Raw genomic sequence first — 16,480 nt, 5'->3', positions numbered from 1 at the left:
TCCACATTCGGCACTGAATTATCTGACGCCATCAGAGTTTGCAGCACGGTGGCGAAATGGAAAATGTGAAGGTAAACAAACCGACATTACTAACTGACGGTTGTATCTAATCCTGGGGGCAGGTCACTACGATAGCAATATTTTGGCAATCACTTAAATTGTCAAACTCGGCAGCATATAGAAATTCGTAAGGTCTCGAACCAAATGAATTTGCCACTTCTAGGACGACACGACCAATCCCCTTCAGTGTGAAAGGTCCTTCCCCCTCTGGTTTCTCAAATCTAAAATCAGGTAACCAGCCTCGCTCACGAGCATCAATTGTCATTGGCTTTAATGAGAGGAAATTTGCACTCTTTGGCCAATTTGAAACCCTGACCTCTATGTTAAGGTCATAAGCCGTACCTGGCTTAAGATAATTCCATTGCTGAGCTGGTTCCCCATCAATATCAAACTTTAGAAATGCAACTGTTGATTCTTGTTTTTTATTCTCTTCTGCCCCTTTACTAGATATTCCTTGCCTAATCCCCTCAATATTTTTATTGCGAAGATTTGCGAATAAGAGAAGAGGCAATGACCAGTTTGTTAACTGGTCTTGTATTTTTTTTAATGAATCTAATTTACTGATTGAACGGACTTGCTCTATAAATTCATTAAATTGTTTGTTCTCCGAGAGACTCGTCGTCATGTCGATCTCTGATGCTTTTAATTGTGCTGAATTTAAAAACCTTTGAGAATCAGTCTCAGCGTTACGTATAGCATGTTTCCACTCAGCTAGAGATACAAATATAGTCATTGCTATGTAATATGCACGATATTGATCTTCAACATATCCCTGACCGAGCTCATCGAGCGTTTCATTGAGCTTTTGACACGCTTCTTTAAGTTTCACTAAGTCATCTGGAATGGAGTTGAGTGCACCATCCAACGCTGCTGCAATCTCAATTCTGGGAGAAAAAGCTTGGCGGAAAATTTCGAAATTTGGCTCGTTCTTCATATTCTTTCTCCAGTTCAGCCGTAAGGCCATTCCATTTTTCAATTAAGTCATTATAGGGATCGCAAACACTTATGGCATGTTCAATGCAGGCAGCTTCTGTAACTAAAGCAGCCTTAAGTTTCCATTGAGTATTTCTTTCATCATTTGGAATTTCTTCTAGTAGTTCCTTTAAACAAACATTTGCAATTACATTATCACCGCACTTGCTTAACGCAGCCACGTACACTAATGCTTCAATAAATTGTTGAGGTTTAAATGGTTTCAGAGCATTAAATGCTTTTTGAAGATCGTCTTTACAATTTCGAAGCTCATCATGTGGTGCTCTTAATATCACTGAGATGCAGTCATCGATAGAAATACTGCGAGTATACTTATCCTGAATTGCTTTGAGTGCCACTTTCACAAAACCGGGAATATCATCAAAATGAAAACGTAATCGATTGATAGTGTCATAAAGTGCACTTCCTTCTAAGCTTAATAATATATTAGAAAGAAGCAATCCAATTTTTCCCTTTCTCTCTTCATCTGATAAGCAAAGAGAAGCAAAAACGTCAATGCATTCTACAATGAAATTATCTTTTTTATCTTCTTGAATATAATAGCAAATTAGATTCCATAGCCGGGATCTCACAAGTCCCCGTTTCTCCTCGGGAAAAGATCTACGGCTCAAAGCGCGAACAGCATACTGATGCACCATTACATATTGATCTAATAGCAAGACTGAATACGCTTCGAAGAATAAATCTGGGAAATTCTTCACTAAATCATAGGGAACATTTTCCCACGCTTGTACGGCACGTGCTCGAATCAATGTACTCTCATCCATAAGAGCGCGATACCAATCAGAGAGCACTAGTGTTAGGCTGTCAATACCAGTCAATAACTTAGAAACATGGATAATCATGTTTCCACGCATTTGAGTTTGTTCTTCTGGTAAGCTTCTATAGAGCTGAAGAAAATCTTCGACTCCTTCACTCCCTCTAGATTTAGCTCCAATCGCAGCCCATTCAATCAATGCACCCTGTAAGCCATCAATAGCATTACGCTTATTACTTTTATCAAAATCATCTAGAAAACTCTCATTTATTTCTATGATTTTTTCTTTATTCAACCCCTCATATTTCTCGCTTAGCGTTGCAGCCGCTCCGATCAAATCGTCAAAATTATCAAGTGCAAGCTCAGCAAATTCGTCCCAAGAGTATCTAAAGAATTGCCCTGCATCATCCATGCCATCCTCTGGATTTTCCACTGCTGCCCAGAGTAAACGCCTAAAAGCTATTTTTTGCGTTTTCCCTATTTCACCTTTTTTTCTATAGTTATTTCGCAGTACAGATCTGTAAGCTCTATTGGCCTCATGTCTCCCAATATCATCTTTGTCAGCAAGATAGGATTGAATAACTTTATCGCTTTCATCAGGAAATCTATCTAAGCATTTCGTAGCAGCCTCTCGAAGAAAGAAAAGAATACTGCTATCTCTCCGTTCCTCCGGGAGTAGAGTCCGTCGACGCATCAGCTTAGCAAATATACTTCTAATATGTCTTAGAAGCAGCTCATCATCATCCGATGCAATAATTATCTCAATAGCAGATTGAAATTTTCCCCGATGAGTATCTTTTATGTATTCGGTAACAACATCGCAGATATCAGCTTGTCTTTTTTTAAAAAATGTCTGAATGGGAACTTTATTAAGTTCTTTTCGCTCAAATGTACCAAACATCATTCCAGAAGGAGATTCAACCGCCATTCTAACAAAGTGGTAAAGGATTTTTAAGAAATCATCTTCAGATAGATTATCTGCCTCCAAGAGGATTACTTCTATAGCAGATGGACAATATTCGAAGTTGTTTATTAAATATACTGAAATTGCCAATTTTTCTGCTTGTGATAATTCTGTTCTTATTAAGGCTTTTGCTGCTGGCGTTGAATATGGTAATTTCTCATGTAAGACTGCAGGCAACAAGTGTTCAATTATTTTACTTGTAAATGTCTCAGGAGCAAGATTAGCGAGTTGTTCCAAACGGGGATCGCTTTTCTCTATATCTTCTTGATCGAGTTCATCAAGCAAATCAAGCACAAACGTTTCTTCTAGAGTAAGTGCAAGACGTAATACTGCTCGTTCTTGTTGTCTATTGAACTGCTTCTGCTTTCTCTGCCTTTCTTCTTCTTTGAGAGCCAAATTTCGTTCTTCGGCAGATTTTTCTCTTGGGCCTACAAACTCTAAAATATTGGGAAATCCCACCGGAACCCGTCGATTACAATCTTTACAGTTCTGTTTATAGAAGCTGTAAACCGAGTCTTCCAGAAGCCAGCTAAGCATTGAACTTTGCTTAACAAATTTGCATTGAACTCCCATGTGACCAATGGGTAACCCTGTTTCAGCCTCAATCATGCCTCTCCCCTCTGATCGAATGAATTCAGAGTGAGAACACCAGTTACTAAGTAGGTGTACAGCACGGAGATTTCGTTGACCAGCTTCGATTGCCTCTTCAAATCTTTTTTTATCTTCAAAATCATACACTTAGATAACACCCTTATAAGGAACATATACTCATCTAAAATGCTGTAACCGGTTTATTATACCTAAAACAATGAATGCTGTGTATTATGAAATGTGATATAAATCAATTAGTTACATATAAAAACCAACTCACATCCAAAAGGATAGTATTTCGAGGTTTGTAGCATCATTAAATGTGAACTTATTTATCGCCCCCTCAAGTTAACTAATAAATAAGATATAATTTACGCATTCTTCTGGAATTTAGAAACCTTATATCTAATAGTTGAAGAAGTTAATAATCAACTTGAGTGTGATTCATAAAAAAATAATTATTATTTTCAGCCCCTTCATTATGGAGGAGCAATAATTGTAGAGTTTTCCTGTACTCCTAACGATCCAGTTAGGCTTAGAGAAATCTAATTATGAAGCACTCCTGAGAGCAACCATTCCAATTTTATCAATATAATCCGCATACCACTGCATCATCTCCCTCCTGCCCTCCAAATACAACGCATGATTGTACGTCCCGCGAATCGCATTCTTATCGACATGCGCAAGCTGGGTTTCAATCCACGCCGTATTGAACCCTTCTTCATGCAAAATCGTACTCATCGTGTGCCTAAAACCATGTCCAGTAACCTTTCCCGTATACCCAATCCGTTTGAATACCTGATTAATACTCGCTTCACTCATCGTCTTGCGGGGATCATTACGCCCTGGGAACACCAATGGATATTGCCCTGACATCACTTTGAGTTGCTGTACGATCTCCAGCGCTTGGATAGAGAGGGGGACAAGATGAGGCCGTTTCATCTTCATTCGCTCGGCAGGAATTTCCCACACCGCTTTCTCAAGATCAAACTCACTTCAGAAAGCACCTCGAAGCTCGCCAGTGCGAACTCCCGTAGGGATCAGCAGACGAGCGGCAAGAACAACCAGCGGACTTCCTGTATAGCCTGAGAGAGCTTTGAAGAAATCAGGTAACTCCTCAACAGTAAGGAAGGGATAATGCTTCGATTCATGCCCTGACATCGCGCTGGTAAGATCCGCTGTAGGGTTATATTCTGCACGACCAGTCACGATGGCGTAACGAAAGACTTCGTTGCAGCGCTGTCGAACCTTCTTGGCCTTCTCTGTCGCACCACGGCTTTCCATTCGACGCAGCACATTCAGCAGAACCAGCGGTTTGATTTCATTCACTGGCTGCTGGCCGATATAGGGGAAAATATCTTTATTGAAAGCTTCGATAATGTCGGAGGCATAACCTTCTAACCATCGGCTCACCTTCGTTCCGTGCCATTCAAGCGCCACTGCCTGAAACGTATTATTGAGTTGCACATCGCGAACCAGCTTTTCTTCTTTCTTGGCAAACGATGGATCGATACCCTCGGCCAGCTTTTTCTTGGCTTCATCACGCAGTGCCCTCGCTTGTGCAAGAGACACGGCCGGATAGACCCCAAAAGCCATACGCTTCTCTTTTCCATTGAAGCGATATTTCATCCGCCAGTATCGGGAACCAGAGGGAACGACTTCAAGATACAAACCAGCACCATCTGCCAGCTTATAGGCTTTCTCTCTGGGTTTAGCTGCGTCTACCTGTCGCGCATTAAGCTTCATTGGGGGCATCTCCCTGGACCGAACACAGAATGCCCCCTATGCCCCCAACTGTAACTTAATTCCGGTTGAGTCCAGTTGATAACAGGAGATAAAATACAGGCTAGAAACCGTAGTATACGGGCTTTAAGTTGATTTCGGTAGACTTGGGAAGAGTTTGAAATGGTGCCGATAATAGGAGTCGAACCTACGACCTTCGCATTACGAATGCGCTGCTCTACCAACTGAGCTATATCGGCTTTTTTGAAAGGTGCCGGGGCTACAGCGTAACAAATTATGCAAACCGCTGACGTCCGTCAAGCGCCGATCGGGATGTTTGGTGAGATCTTATTCACCCTGCGCAAAATATGGATATAACATCGGTACTGATGTTGCAAAGGCGTTTTGACGAGCGGGGAGCAGGCACAGTGAACAACACTAAAGGGAGAAGCTAAAGGATTGAAAGTCAGGGACAGCGAGAGGGTAAATGGTGCCGACTACCGGAATCGAACTGGTGACCTACTGATTACAAGTCAGTTGCTCTACCTACTGAGCTAAGTCGGCATTTTGAAGTGTTACCGGGGAACTACGGGGCATAAAATATTGAAATCTTCGACGTCCGTCAAGCCCCCGGTGGTGCGTATGCTGCTTTTCTCATCAGCATACGCATTTTGACGATCTGACTGCTTAAGCTTTCGCCAGCGGTTCGCGGAAGAAACTGATCAGGGCGTTGTAAACCTGGTAGCGGTTTTTCTCCAGCACCATCATGTGCGTGGCTTCGCCGATTTCCAGCCAGCGTTTATCCGGTGAGCCGGTGGCGCGCAGGAACCATGCCTGTGCCAGTTCGACGGGCACATCAATATCCCATTCGCCATGGATTAACATCAGCGGTACGTCGATATCGGCCGGATCGTAAAACGGTTTTCCCACCGCCCAGTAATCGCGGATATCCTGAATCGGACCGTTGCTGGCGCGGATTGATTGCTGTGCCCGAAGTGTATCATCCGGCTCGTCGCTGACAGTTTTCTCCAGCCATGCCTCAAACCCCCCTTCCGGGATCAGCCCTTCGCGCTTGCACTGTGGCGCTCCGCGAATCCAGCGCTCACGCGCTGCACCGGCATTGACGATGCGCCAGGCGTTAAGTTCGCCACCGGGGTCGAGCGACAACGGTTTATCGCTGACCCATTGCGGAGCAATCAACCCTAATCGCCTGACTTTGTGGCCGTTCTGCGTGGCGTATGTGCCAGTGACGCTGCCGCCCCACGACATCCCGATCACGTTAACCTGTGAAAGCCCGTTGGTTCTGAGCACAAAATTGACGGCGCTGCTGAAATCGCGCACGGCGACATCCGTTCTCACCGCAGGCGCGTTGAGGGTGGCGGCCTGAAGCATTTCCACCGGACGGGTCGAGCCGCCATAACCGCGTACATCGACGGCGTACACATCAAAACCGGCGCGGGCGAGTACATCGGTAAAAGAGGCGCCTTCCAGCGGCGTGTCGAACAGGCTGCCGGAGGAATACGTCGCGCCGTGCATCATGACAATGGTGTTGGCTTCACCGAATTTTTGCTCCCCTTTGCGGTGCTTGTGCAAAAGATGCAACCGGATGCCGTCGGTGTCAGAGGGGATCAAAAAGCTTTCGCTGAAAATATCGGGATTACTCATCGGGTTTTCCTTCTCAGAGTGGCTGCCAGCTCAGGCCACGGGCGTCCTGACGGATTTTGCCCGCAGAGGAACCGGCGAAATGGGTGGTGAAAACGGTGGCCTGATGGTTCAGGGCAAACTCAATCGCTTTGTGGCGTGAGGCTGTCGCCCGTTGCGGTTCTTCGCAGAACACCGAATCCCAGTCAGGGCGCGCGAGCTGCAGCGGATGGTGCATCACATCGCCCCAGAAAAAGGAGGTTTCACCTTGGGAGGTAAAAGCGAAAGAGAAATGATCATGGCTGTGGCCGGGCGTGCGGATGATGGCAAAACCCGGAATGGCCATGGTGTCGTCAGCATGTATCCGCTGATCGAGACCGGCCGCCACGACCGGCTCAACGCTGTCGGCAAAAATGCCGTCGCTCGGATCCCGGACGTTTTTCGGGTCGGCGTAAAACCGGTATTCAGCTTCAGAAAACAGATAACGCGCATTCGGGAAAGTCGGCACCCAGCGGCCATTCTCCAGCCGCGTATTCCAGCCAACGTGGTCAACGTGCAGGTGTGAAAGCAGCACCACATCAACCTCTTCTGGTTCGATGCCCGTCGCCCGCAGGTTGTCCAGCCAGCCCGTCTTCAGTTGATTGAACAACAGGTTCAGCGGTCGTTGTTTATCGTTGCCGGATGCGGTATCAATCAGCACCGTCTGTGTGCCGGTCTGCACCAGCCAGCTGTGGGTGCTGAGCATCAGCTCTGAGGCATCTGCCCCGAAAAAGTCTGCCGGTAATGTTTTCGCGGCATCCTCAATAGCCTCCGTATTCCATTGCGGAAAAAGCGATGTTCCGGGATCTCTCAGTGTCATCTCGGGGATTTTAGTGATTCTGGCGCTGCCGATCTGGTAAGTTTCTGGCACACTCATTTTATGATCCTATCTGGTGATAACCTTCTGGTGTGGCGTCATCCTCACTGTTTCAGCGCGGGCGAACAAGACGGCAATCCCGAATGCAGGGTTGCTGATATTGCAACGATAAAAATAAATCAAAGGGCCGGAATGGATAAGCTGGAGAATATGCGTACGTTCGTGCAGGTGGTGGATTCAGGGTCATTCAGCCGCGCGGCAGAACTGATGGATTTACCGAAATCCACGGTAACGCGGCAGGTGCAGGCGCTGGAAAGCGAACTGGGCGTAAAGCTGCTGCACCGGACATCGCGTCGTTTAAACATGACGGAACAGGGCGAAGCCTATTATCACGGAGCGATACTGCTGCTCTCTCAGATGGAGATTCTCGACAGCAATGTGCAGGCGGCAGCACAGGCTCCGCGCGGCAAAATTCGCGTTGAGATGCCGAATGCCATTGCCTATCGTCGGGTGATCCCCGCCCTGCCCGGTTTCCTGATACATTATCCCGACGTTCAGGTTGAGGTGAGCGTCGGCAACCGCACCGCCGATCTGATTGCGCAAAACATCGATTGTGTGATCCGCATCGGGGAGTTGCACAACGATGCGCTGATCGCCCGGTCGCTTGGCGTCCTGCCGATGATCACCTGTGCCGCGCCGGCGTATCTGCAAAAACACGGCAAGCCTGAACATCCGCAAGATCTTATCCGTGACCATACGCTGGTGCAGATCGCTTCGCCGCAAACTGGCCGCGTATTTGAACATCAGGTATTTAAGGATCAGCAACTTGTGACCGTTCGCGGGCGCTGGCAGTTCTCAGTTAACGACTCCACCGCGGCGCTGACCGGTGCCATTGCCGGGCTTGGCGTGCTGACGACATATCGCTTTCTGGCACAGGAAGCGCTGGATAACGGCACGCTGGTGCCGCTGTTTCCTGAATGGGCGGATGAACAGGTGCCGGTGCATGTTGCCTGGCCGGAAAACCGGCATTTGCCGTCAAAGGTGCGGTATTTTATCGAATGGGTCAGGGCGTTGTTTCAGGAATGAGGGGGTTCAGGAGGGATAAACGATTGCACCGGCTTCATGACGAAAAATCCACCGGTGCCGCGGGTTAAGGACGGACTAAATCGTCGCCGTAACCAATCCATTTGTAAGTCGTCAGGGCTTCTAATCCCATCGGGCCACGGGCGTGCAGTTTTTGTGTGCTGACCGCCACTTCTGCGCCTAAACCGAACTGGCCGCCGTCAGTGAAACGGGTGCTGGCGTTGACGTAAACCGCAGAGGAATCCACTTCGCGCACGAACCTGTCCGCGCTGCTGATGGAACGGGTGAGGATCGCATCGGAATGTTCGGTGCCGTAGGTGCGGATATGCGCCACGGCGGCATCCAGATCAGCCACCACCGTCACGTTCAGATCCAGTGACAACCATTCATCTGAATAATCTTCTTCGGTCACCGCCAGCACTTTCGCCGGGCCGTTTTGCAGATACGGCATCGCGGATTCGCTGGCGTGCAACGTAACGCCTGCGCGGTGCATGTTGTCGCTCAGTTCCGGCAGGAAACGGGCGGCAATCGCCTGATGCACCAGTACGGTTTCAAGGCTGTTACAGGCGCTCGGACGCTGCACTTTGGCGCTTTCCAGCACGGTCAGCGCTTTGTCGAAATCGACGCTTTCATCCACAAACGTATGACACACGCCGATTCCGCCGGTGATCACCGGAATGGTGGATTGTTCGCGGCACAGTTTGTGCAGCGCCGCGCCACCGCGCGGGATCAGCATGTCGACGTATTTATCCAGGCGCAGCAGTTCTGCGACCAGTGCGCGATCCGGGCTTTCAATCGCCTGAACCGCAGCTTTCGGCAATCCGCATTCTTCCAGCGCCATCTGAATGACGTTAACCGTCGCCTGATTGGTGTGGTGCGTTTCTTTACCGCCACGCAGGATCACGGCGTTGCCGGTTTTCAGGCACAGGCTGGCGACGTCGATGGTGACGTTCGGACGCGCTTCGTAAATCACGCCGATCACGCCGAGCGGCACGCGGCGGCGTTCAAGACGCAAACCGCTGTCCTGCTGTGAACCGTCAATCACCTGCCCGACCGGATCGCTCAGGCGGCAGACATCGCGCACGTCGCTGGCAATTGCCGATAAACGCGCAGGCGTCAGCAGCAGGCGGTCTAATAACGCTTCGCTCATGCCGCTTTCGCGGGCGGCGGCCATGTCGAGTTCGTTGGCAAGAATAATGCTCTGGCTGTTGGCCTCGAGCATGTCGGCCATCAGCATCAGCGCACGGTTTTTCTGCGCGGTGCTGAGGGTGGAGAGCTGCCAGGACGCGGCTTTCGCGGCCTTTCCCATCTCGTTAAGCATCTGTAGCTCCTTAACTGACAATCATGTCGTCACGGTGAACGGCAACCGGGCCGTATTCGTAACCGAGAATTTCGCTGATCTGCTGAGAATGATGACCCGCAATCATGCGCATCGCATCGCTGTTATAGCGGCTGACGCCGTGCGCGAGGTCACGCCCGTTCAGGTTGCGGATGCGGATCACTTCGCCACGCGAGAAATCACCTTTCACTTCGCGGATCCCCTTTGGCAGCAGCGAACTGCCGCGCTCCATCATGGCAGAAACCGCGCCGTCGTCGATGGTGATTTCACCGGCTGGCGGTGCGCCGAAGATCCAGCGCTTACGGTTTTCCAGCGGGGTTTCCATCGCGTGAAAACGTGTGCCGACCGAAATACCGTTAATGACATCGCCAATCACGCCCGGCAGGCTGCCCGCAGCAATAATGGTATCGACGCCCGCACGGCACGCGACATCCGCCGCCTGCAGTTTGGTGGCCATGCCGCCGGTGCCGAGACCGGAAACACTGTCACCCGCCACGCCGCGCAGTTCATCATCAATGGTCATGACTTCGCGGATAAGCTCTGCCTGCGGGTTGGTACGCGGATCGGCAGTAAACAGACCACGCTGATCGGTCAGAAGCAGCAATTTATCAGCACCCGCCAGAATAGCGGCCAGCGCGGAGAGATTGTCGTTATCGCCGACTTTAATTTCAGCGGTGGCCACCGCATCGTTTTCGTTAATGACCGGCACGATATGGTTATCAAGCAGCGCGTGCATCGTGTCGCGGGCGTTCAGGAACCGCTCGCGGTCTTCCATATCGGCACGAGTCAGCAGCATCTGACCAATGTGGATGCCATAAATCGAGAACAATTGCTCCCACAGCTGGATCAAACGGCTTTGCCCGACGGCAGCCAGCAGTTGTTTGGAAGCAATGGTGGCGGGGAGTTCGGGGTAGCCAAGATGTTCGCGCCCGGCGGCAATCGCGCCCGACGTGACAATCACAATCCGGTGCCCTGCCGCATGTTGCTGCGCGCACTGGCGGACAAGCTCAACAATGTGAGCACGGTTGAGGCGGCGTGAGCCGCCAGTGAGCACGCTGGTGCCCAGTTTTACAACCAGTGTCTGACTACCACTCATAATCGTTCCATTAATGTGAAAAAGAAGGGCTTCTTTGTCTTTGTAACCAGTGAGAAGCGTTATGCCAACCGGCATAACGCTATAATAGCAGTATTCATCGTGGGAATGGGTAGTACAGAAAGTCAGGCGGAGAGCTTCACCGGTTCTTCGCTGAAATCATCAGCGGGTTCCAGTCTGAGGGACATCTCTTCAATCATAGCATTCAGGTTTTTGTGGAACCCTTTTAATGTCGTCTCAAGTTTTTCCCGCACTTCAGCATCTTTAATGTTTTGCGCTTTCCAGATGCCGTCTTTATCAAACAATCCGAAGTGATAAACATAGGTAAAACGTTCGGCTTCGGCCTGTAATTCAATCCACCAGCCCCAGAATTCACGCTTCTCCGGCGCGGGCTTAACGTTCACGCAGACAGCTAAACAGTCAAAGAAAAAGCGGTCGTTTTCGCATTTCCCTTCTCTGATGTACGGTCCCAGTGTACCGAAACGTTTCATTAGCCTGCTTTTAGGATGACCGCTTGGTAACGTCATAGTACAACCTCCATAGAAAGACGATCCTTTTTAACAAACCGTTAGGAATTAGCAACTGTTAAGTTAACGCATATGGTTTTGCAGCCAGCTGCAAATCTCATGTAAAGCGCTGTCAAAATGTCCGTAAAGCGGCTCGCTGCGGATAGGCAACAGCTTGCCGTCAGCGGAAGAATCCGCAATCAGCTTAGCTTCGCTCTTAGGACTGAAAATATCGTTCTCCCAGTATGCAGCCAGCATGGGCGTCGGCGTTCTCCGCCCGAGCAGCCCCTGCGTTTTCAGAGAATAACGATTAAGTTCGGTTTTCAATGCCGAATCAGACGCACTCGACATGCCAATACGACTCGCCAGCACATCCATATACATGTCCGGCACTTGTTCCTGGCATTTCGGGTCGCTCAGCAGTGTATGCACCAGCGCCCCCAGAGTGGCGACTGCACGCACGCGGCGCGGTTCGAGATACGCCAGCCGCACGGCAACGTTGGCACCAAAACGGTAGCCGAGCAAACTGACGCGGCTGGCATCAACCCATGGCACATCCGAAAGCTGCATCAGCACCTGCTGATGCAGGAAGCTGGTGTCCTGGGTCAGTTTCCACTTCGACGAAAAACCGATCGACGGCATGTCAATGGTCAGCATGGCAATGCCCATCGGCGCAAGATACGAACGGAACAGGCGCTGATGGTCACTCTGCAAGGTATCGAGACCGCCACACACCATCACCGTCGGGAACGGCGCTTTGCCTGCGTCCGGCAGGTGCAGGAAACCGGTGATCGGCGTGCCGCCGGAGATCTTAAATTCCAGCTCTTTCAGTTCATAAGGCGAATGTTCCGAGGATTTTTCAAAGGCTTTATTGGCCAGCGCCTGCGCCTGTTCCGCCAGCGTATCGCCTTTCAGATGCGGATAACTGGCAATACTGTAAAGGTTGGCGGCTTTCAGCCAGTAGTCGCTCGCCACATCCGGGTCTTTTTCTTCGGCGGCTTTTTGCTGCCAGTGCATCGCCTGTTTTGACCATTCGTAGATCCAGTTGCCATTACGGTAACCAATTACAGTATCAAGCAGCAACGGATCACTGTGTTCCGCCTGGGAGACAGCAATGCGCGACAGCACTTCTTCCACTTCCAGCGGATCGACCCCGCGCCACATCCACATCAAACGGTTAATCGTACGGTACCAGCAATGGACCGTGTCGCCTTCCAGTGCAGAGTGCATCGGCGGGTGCGTATTATGGTGATGAACGCGGTGAACCAGCGTCGATGTTTCCGGGTATTTGAACGAAGGTTTAAACAGTTTTTCCGTAAGATTGGCTGGAGCCATGATGCAAGATCCTCCGTTAGCAAGCAGCAGGTCGCCCGCAGGCGATCATTTAGACGGGATTATAACCCGCCCACGTTGCGACAACTGAGGTATGAGGTCAAGCGGAAAGGATTTCAAGTCAACAAAAGCAAAACGCCCGGCAATGAGCCAGGCGTTTATCAACAGTAAGGGAAAATTACTTACCCACTAACGGAGGCACAAAGACAACCCCCATATCCCACGGCTGTTCGATCCAGGTGTTCTGCGGGATGTCGATCACGTAGTCATCGACCAGCGGAGCACCGGCTGGTTTTGCGAAGATGGTGATGAAATGCGCCTTCGGGTACATTTCGCGGATCGCTTTCGCGGTGCCGCCGGTATCCACCAGATCGTCGATCACGATGAAGCCTTCACCGTCGCCTTCTGCGCGTTTCAGCACCTGCATTTCGCGCTGATTATCATGGTCGTAGCTGGAGATACAGACGGTATCCACATGGCGAATGCACAGCTCGCGAGCCAGCAACGCTGCCGGAACCAGGCCACCGCGGCTGACGGCAATAATGCCTTTCCATTGTTCTGCCGGCAGCAGGCGTTTAGCCATGGTGCGGGCGTGGATTTGCAGCATGTCCCAGGTTACAACGTATTTTTCGCTCATAAAGGTGTCCCAGCCAGTGAATTAACGGCTTCTAAAAAAGTAGTGGGGGGAAAAAAGGTTGCGCGAGATTATAGTGAGTCCGGCTCACAAAAACCAGCGATTATCGGGTCCCTGCGCCCCAAAAATCCCGGAATTTCTCCCCGTGCCCGCGCACAGGTTAAGATTAAGTGATATTCTGTCAGGCCACTCGCCACACAGTCTGGCGGGGATTACTTAACCTTAAACCTACAGCATCTCAGTCAGTTCCCCTGCAAACGGAGCCTGAATGAGCTGACTGTTACAGGAGACTTATAGTGTCTGAACTGTCTCAGCTTTCGCCACAACCGTTGTGGGATATTTTTGCCAAAATTTGTTCTATTCCGCACCCTTCTTATCACGAAGAAGCGCTGGCAAAACACATCGTTGAATGGGCACAGGAAAAGGGTATCCACGCTGAGCGTGATGAAGTTGGCAATATTTTGCTGCGCAAACCGGCCACCCCGGGCATGGAAAACCGCAAAGCCGTTGCCCTGCAGGCTCACCTCGATATGGTGCCGCAGAAAAACAACGATACTGTTCATGATTTCACTAAAGATCCGATCCAGCCATTTATTGAAGACGGTTGGGTAAAAGCCCGCGGCACCACGCTGGGTTCTGACAACGGTATCGGTATGGCATCCGCGCTGGCGGTTCTGGCTGATGACAGCGTAGAACACGGCCCGCTGGAAGTGCTGCTGACCATGACCGAAGAAACCGGCATGGCGGGCGCATTCGGCCTGCAACCGAACTGGTTACAGTCTGAAATTCTGATCAACACCGATTCTGAAACCGAAGGCGAAATCTACATGGGGTGCGCCGGCGGGATTGATTTTACCGCCACACTGCCGCTGAGCCGTGAAGCGGTTCCGGCCGGTTTCAGCGTGCTGAAACTGACCCTGAAAGGCCTGAAAGGCGGCCACTCCGGCGCTGAAATTCACTTAGGTCTGGGCAACGCCAGCAAACTGCTGGCACGTTTCCTGGCAGACAACGCGGGGACCCTGGGTCTGCGCCTGCTGGACTTTACCGGCGGCACGCTGCGTAACGCCATCCCGCGTGAAGCCATTGCGACTCTGGCGGTTGCCGCCGATAAAGCGGACGCACTGAAAGCGGCAGCACAGGAATTCCTGGCGACGATTCAGTTTGAACTGTCAGCCGTTGAGAAGAAGATCGTTTTTGTCGCGGAAACGGCTGAAAGCAACGCCAGGGCACTGAGCCAGGACAGTCAGGATAAGTTCCTTGCGCTGCTGAACGCGACGCCTAACGGCGTGATCCGCATGAGTGATGATGTGAAAGGTGTGGTCGAAACATCGCTCAACGTCGGTGTTGTCACGATGAAAGATGACGAAGTGGCGATCAACAGCCTGATCCGTTCGCTTATCGACAGCGGTAAAGAATATGTGGTCAGCATGCTGAGCTCACTGAGTGAACTGGCTGGTGCAAAAAGTCTGGCAAAAGGCAGCTACCCTGGCTGGAAACCTGAGCCAAGCTCGCCGGTGATGACGCTGGTGCGTGAAACTTACCAGTCACTGTTCAGCAAAACCCCGAACATCATGGTGATCCACGCCGGTCTGGAATGCGGTCTGTTCAAAAAACCGTATCCGGACATGGACATGGTTTCCATCGGGCCAACTATCACCGGCCCGCATTCGCCGGATGAACAGGTTGAAATCGCCAGCGTCGGGCTGTACTGGCAACTGCTGACAGCCCTGCTGAAAGCAATTCCTGAAAAGAAATGATATTTTGGCTCCCTCCCCTGTGAACTGAACCCCGAATGTTGGACTTTTTAAACCTTCATTCGGAGTTCAGTTCATCACAGGGGGAGGAGCTCAAATCCAAAAGAAGCTGCCGCTCTATCTGCGGATCCTGCAACGTCACGTGTAATCCCACCAGCCTGACGCCCCGTCCGCCACGCCGTTTCTCCCATGCCTCCCGCGCCACTTTCAGTAAATCTTCTTTATTGAGCACCGGCCAGACGTGTTCCTGCGTGGTCTGCTGAAAATCATGGAATTTGAGTTTTACCCCCTGACGGGCGATGCGCAGATCCGGACTGACACGGCTCAGGCGTATGTGCAGTTCCGGATATAAACGTTCGATCAGTGCCACGCATTCTTCCCAGTTGTGAATATCTTCTGCCAGCGTGCGTTCCACACCGACCGATTTGCGCAACCGCTCGGGGGATATTTCACGTTCATCAATACCCTGACAGCGCTCCCACAGTACCCGGCCAAACTTGCCAAATCGTTTGAGCAGTGTCGCCAGATCATAGCGCTGTACATCGCCGCAGGTGTTCAGCCCCAGCGCCTGCAAACGCTGGGCTGTGACTTTGCCGACGCCGGGGATTTTACCCAGCGGAAGATCCTGTAAAAACGCATCGACTTTATCCGGCGTGATCACAAACTGGCCGTTAGGCTTGTTCAGGTCCGAGGCGATTTTTGCCAGAAATTTTATCGGCGCAATGCCGGCAGAGGCCGTCAGCCTGATTTCATCGAAAATGGCCTGACGGATTTCTGCAGCAATAAGCGTCGCAGAGCCGTTGCATTGCGTTGCGTCGGAAACATCCAGATAAGCTTCGTCAAGTGACAGCGGTTCGATCAATGGGGTATAACGCGCAAAGATTTCACGGATGTGGTTTGAAGCTTCTTTATAAGCCTCCATTCGGCCGGGGATGACTTTCAGGTGCGGGCAAAGTTTCAGTGCCATACCGGTCGGCATCGCACTGTGCACGCCGAATTTGCGCGCAGGATAATTGGCGGTGCTGATGACGCCACGGCGGTCACGGCTGCCGCCAATGGCAATAGGAATGTCGCGCAGGGAAGGATCATCGCGCATCTCGACGGCCGCGAAAAAGCAGTCCATATCAACGTGAATGATTTTACGCATAGCCCTCC

At 50.7% G+C, this 16,480-nt stretch carries 12 protein-coding genes, 2 tRNA genes and 1 pseudogene; 2 read left to right on the top strand and 13 right to left on the bottom strand.

The annotated features are described in order from the left end of the window. Window positions 1-106: 106 nt before the first annotated feature. The 7 genes and pseudogenes from EVX52_RS24065 to EVX52_RS24035 form a co-directional block, all read right to left on the bottom strand. Window positions 107-994, bottom strand: a complete 888-nt coding sequence (locus EVX52_RS24065; protein ID WP_205952716.1) for a hypothetical protein — start codon at window positions 992-994, stop codon at window positions 107-109. Beyond that, window positions 939-3,512 carry a hypothetical protein gene (locus tag EVX52_RS24060; RefSeq protein WP_165385200.1) on the bottom strand — a complete coding sequence of 858 codons (2,574 nt, stop codon included), beginning with the start codon at window positions 3,510-3,512 and terminating at the stop codon, window positions 939-941. Before EVX52_RS24060 ends, EVX52_RS24065 begins: the two co-directional genes overlap by 56 nt. Before the next feature lie 402 nt (window positions 3,513-3,914). Further along, window positions 3,915-5,111, bottom strand: a pseudogene (locus EVX52_RS24055) (tyrosine-type recombinase/integrase). Between the two features lie 160 nt (window positions 5,112-5,271). Further along, window positions 5,272-5,347 (bottom strand) — tRNA-Thr (locus EVX52_RS24050). A 228-nt stretch (window positions 5,348-5,575) separates the two neighbouring features. Beyond that, window positions 5,576-5,651, bottom strand: a tRNA-Thr gene (locus EVX52_RS24045). Between the two features lie 123 nt (window positions 5,652-5,774). Then, window positions 5,775-6,752, bottom strand: coding sequence for an alpha/beta hydrolase (locus EVX52_RS24040; RefSeq protein WP_129992272.1), 978 nt, complete (start codon window positions 6,750-6,752; stop codon window positions 5,775-5,777). Between the two features lie 13 nt (window positions 6,753-6,765). After that, window positions 6,766-7,644, bottom strand: a complete 879-nt coding sequence (locus tag EVX52_RS24035) for an MBL fold metallo-hydrolase (RefSeq protein WP_129992271.1) — start codon at window positions 7,642-7,644, stop codon at window positions 6,766-6,768. A gap of 132 nt (window positions 7,645-7,776) precedes the next feature. Here EVX52_RS24035 and EVX52_RS24030 point away from each other — a divergent pair, with 132 nt between their 5' ends. Continuing rightward, window positions 7,777-8,670, top strand: coding sequence for a LysR family transcriptional regulator (locus EVX52_RS24030; RefSeq protein WP_129992270.1), 894 nt, complete (start codon window positions 7,777-7,779; stop codon window positions 8,668-8,670). A gap of 64 nt (window positions 8,671-8,734) precedes the next feature. Here EVX52_RS24030 and proA read toward each other — a convergent pair whose 3' ends face one another. The 5 genes from proA to gpt all read right to left on the bottom strand — a co-directional run bounded on the left by proA (window position 8,735) and on the right by gpt (window position 13,574). Beyond that, window positions 8,735-9,988 (bottom strand): glutamate-5-semialdehyde dehydrogenase, encoded by a 1,254-nt coding sequence (gene proA / locus EVX52_RS24025; protein WP_129955066.1) that lies wholly within the window; start codon window positions 9,986-9,988, stop codon window positions 8,735-8,737. A gap of 10 nt (window positions 9,989-9,998) precedes the next feature. Further along, the gene (gene proB, locus EVX52_RS24020; protein ID WP_129992269.1) at window positions 9,999-11,102 is read right to left on the bottom strand and encodes a glutamate 5-kinase; all 1,104 of its coding nucleotides are present in this window, start codon (window positions 11,100-11,102) and stop codon (window positions 9,999-10,001) included. Between the two features lie 122 nt (window positions 11,103-11,224). Continuing rightward, complete coding sequence (crl, locus tag EVX52_RS24015) at window positions 11,225-11,626, bottom strand: sigma factor-binding protein Crl (protein ID WP_015696183.1); 402 nt, start codon at window positions 11,624-11,626, stop codon at window positions 11,225-11,227. 63 nt (window positions 11,627-11,689) lie between these two features. Further along, window positions 11,690-12,940 carry an esterase FrsA gene (gene frsA / locus EVX52_RS24010; protein WP_129992268.1) on the bottom strand — a complete coding sequence of 417 codons (1,251 nt, stop codon included), beginning with the start codon at window positions 12,938-12,940 and terminating at the stop codon, window positions 11,690-11,692. 175 nt (window positions 12,941-13,115) lie between these two features. Next, entirely contained in the window at window positions 13,116-13,574 is a 459-nt protein-coding gene (gene gpt / locus EVX52_RS24005) for a xanthine phosphoribosyltransferase (RefSeq protein WP_013574288.1), read from the bottom strand. 293 nt (window positions 13,575-13,867) lie between these two features. On the opposite strand from gpt, the gene pepD reads away from it, so the two are divergent. Beyond that, window positions 13,868-15,328, top strand: coding sequence for a beta-Ala-His dipeptidase (pepD, locus tag EVX52_RS24000; RefSeq protein ID WP_129992267.1), 1,461 nt, complete (start codon window positions 13,868-13,870; stop codon window positions 15,326-15,328). A gap of 55 nt (window positions 15,329-15,383) precedes the next feature. Here pepD and dinB read toward each other — a convergent pair whose 3' ends face one another. After that, window positions 15,384-16,472 (bottom strand): DNA polymerase IV, encoded by a 1,089-nt coding sequence (gene dinB, locus EVX52_RS23995; protein WP_129955062.1) that lies wholly within the window; start codon window positions 16,470-16,472, stop codon window positions 15,384-15,386. Window positions 16,473-16,480: the final 8 nt, after the last annotated feature.

Origin of the sequence: Rahnella sp. CFA14(1/10), from assembly GCF_004195095.1 — a bacterium.
GTDB lineage: Bacteria > Pseudomonadota > Gammaproteobacteria > Enterobacterales > Enterobacteriaceae > Rahnella > Rahnella perminowiae.
Note: the sequence above shows the minus strand (reverse complement) of the source record. Positions and strands in the feature narration are given on the sequence as shown.

Excerpts from the sequence above, each read along its gene's own strand:
- EVX52_RS24065 (WP_205952716.1), bottom strand. The coding sequence starts at position 994 with ATGAAGAACGAGCCAAATTTCGAAATTTTCCGCCAAGCTTTTTCTCCC.
- EVX52_RS24040 (WP_129992272.1), bottom strand. The coding sequence starts at position 6,752 with ATGAGTAATCCCGATATTTTCAGCGAAAGCTTTTTGATCCCCTCTGAC.
- EVX52_RS24035 (WP_129992271.1), bottom strand. The coding sequence starts at position 7,644 with ATGAGTGTGCCAGAAACTTACCAGATCGGCAGCGCCAGAATCACTAAA.
- EVX52_RS24030 (WP_129992270.1), top strand. The coding sequence starts at position 7,777 with ATGGATAAGCTGGAGAATATGCGTACGTTCGTGCAGGTGGTGGATTCA.
- proA (WP_129955066.1), bottom strand. The coding sequence starts at position 9,988 with ATGCTTAACGAGATGGGAAAGGCCGCGAAAGCCGCGTCCTGGCAGCTC.
- proB (WP_129992269.1), bottom strand. The coding sequence starts at position 11,102 with ATGAGTGGTAGTCAGACACTGGTTGTAAAACTGGGCACCAGCGTGCTC.
- crl (WP_015696183.1), bottom strand. The coding sequence starts at position 11,626 with ATGACGTTACCAAGCGGTCATCCTAAAAGCAGGCTAATGAAACGTTTC.
- frsA (WP_129992268.1), bottom strand. The coding sequence starts at position 12,940 with ATGGCTCCAGCCAATCTTACGGAAAAACTGTTTAAACCTTCGTTCAAA.
- gpt (WP_013574288.1), bottom strand. The coding sequence starts at position 13,574 with ATGAGCGAAAAATACGTTGTAACCTGGGACATGCTGCAAATCCACGCC.
- dinB (WP_129955062.1), bottom strand. The coding sequence starts at position 16,472 with ATGCGTAAAATCATTCACGTTGATATGGACTGCTTTTTCGCGGCCGTC.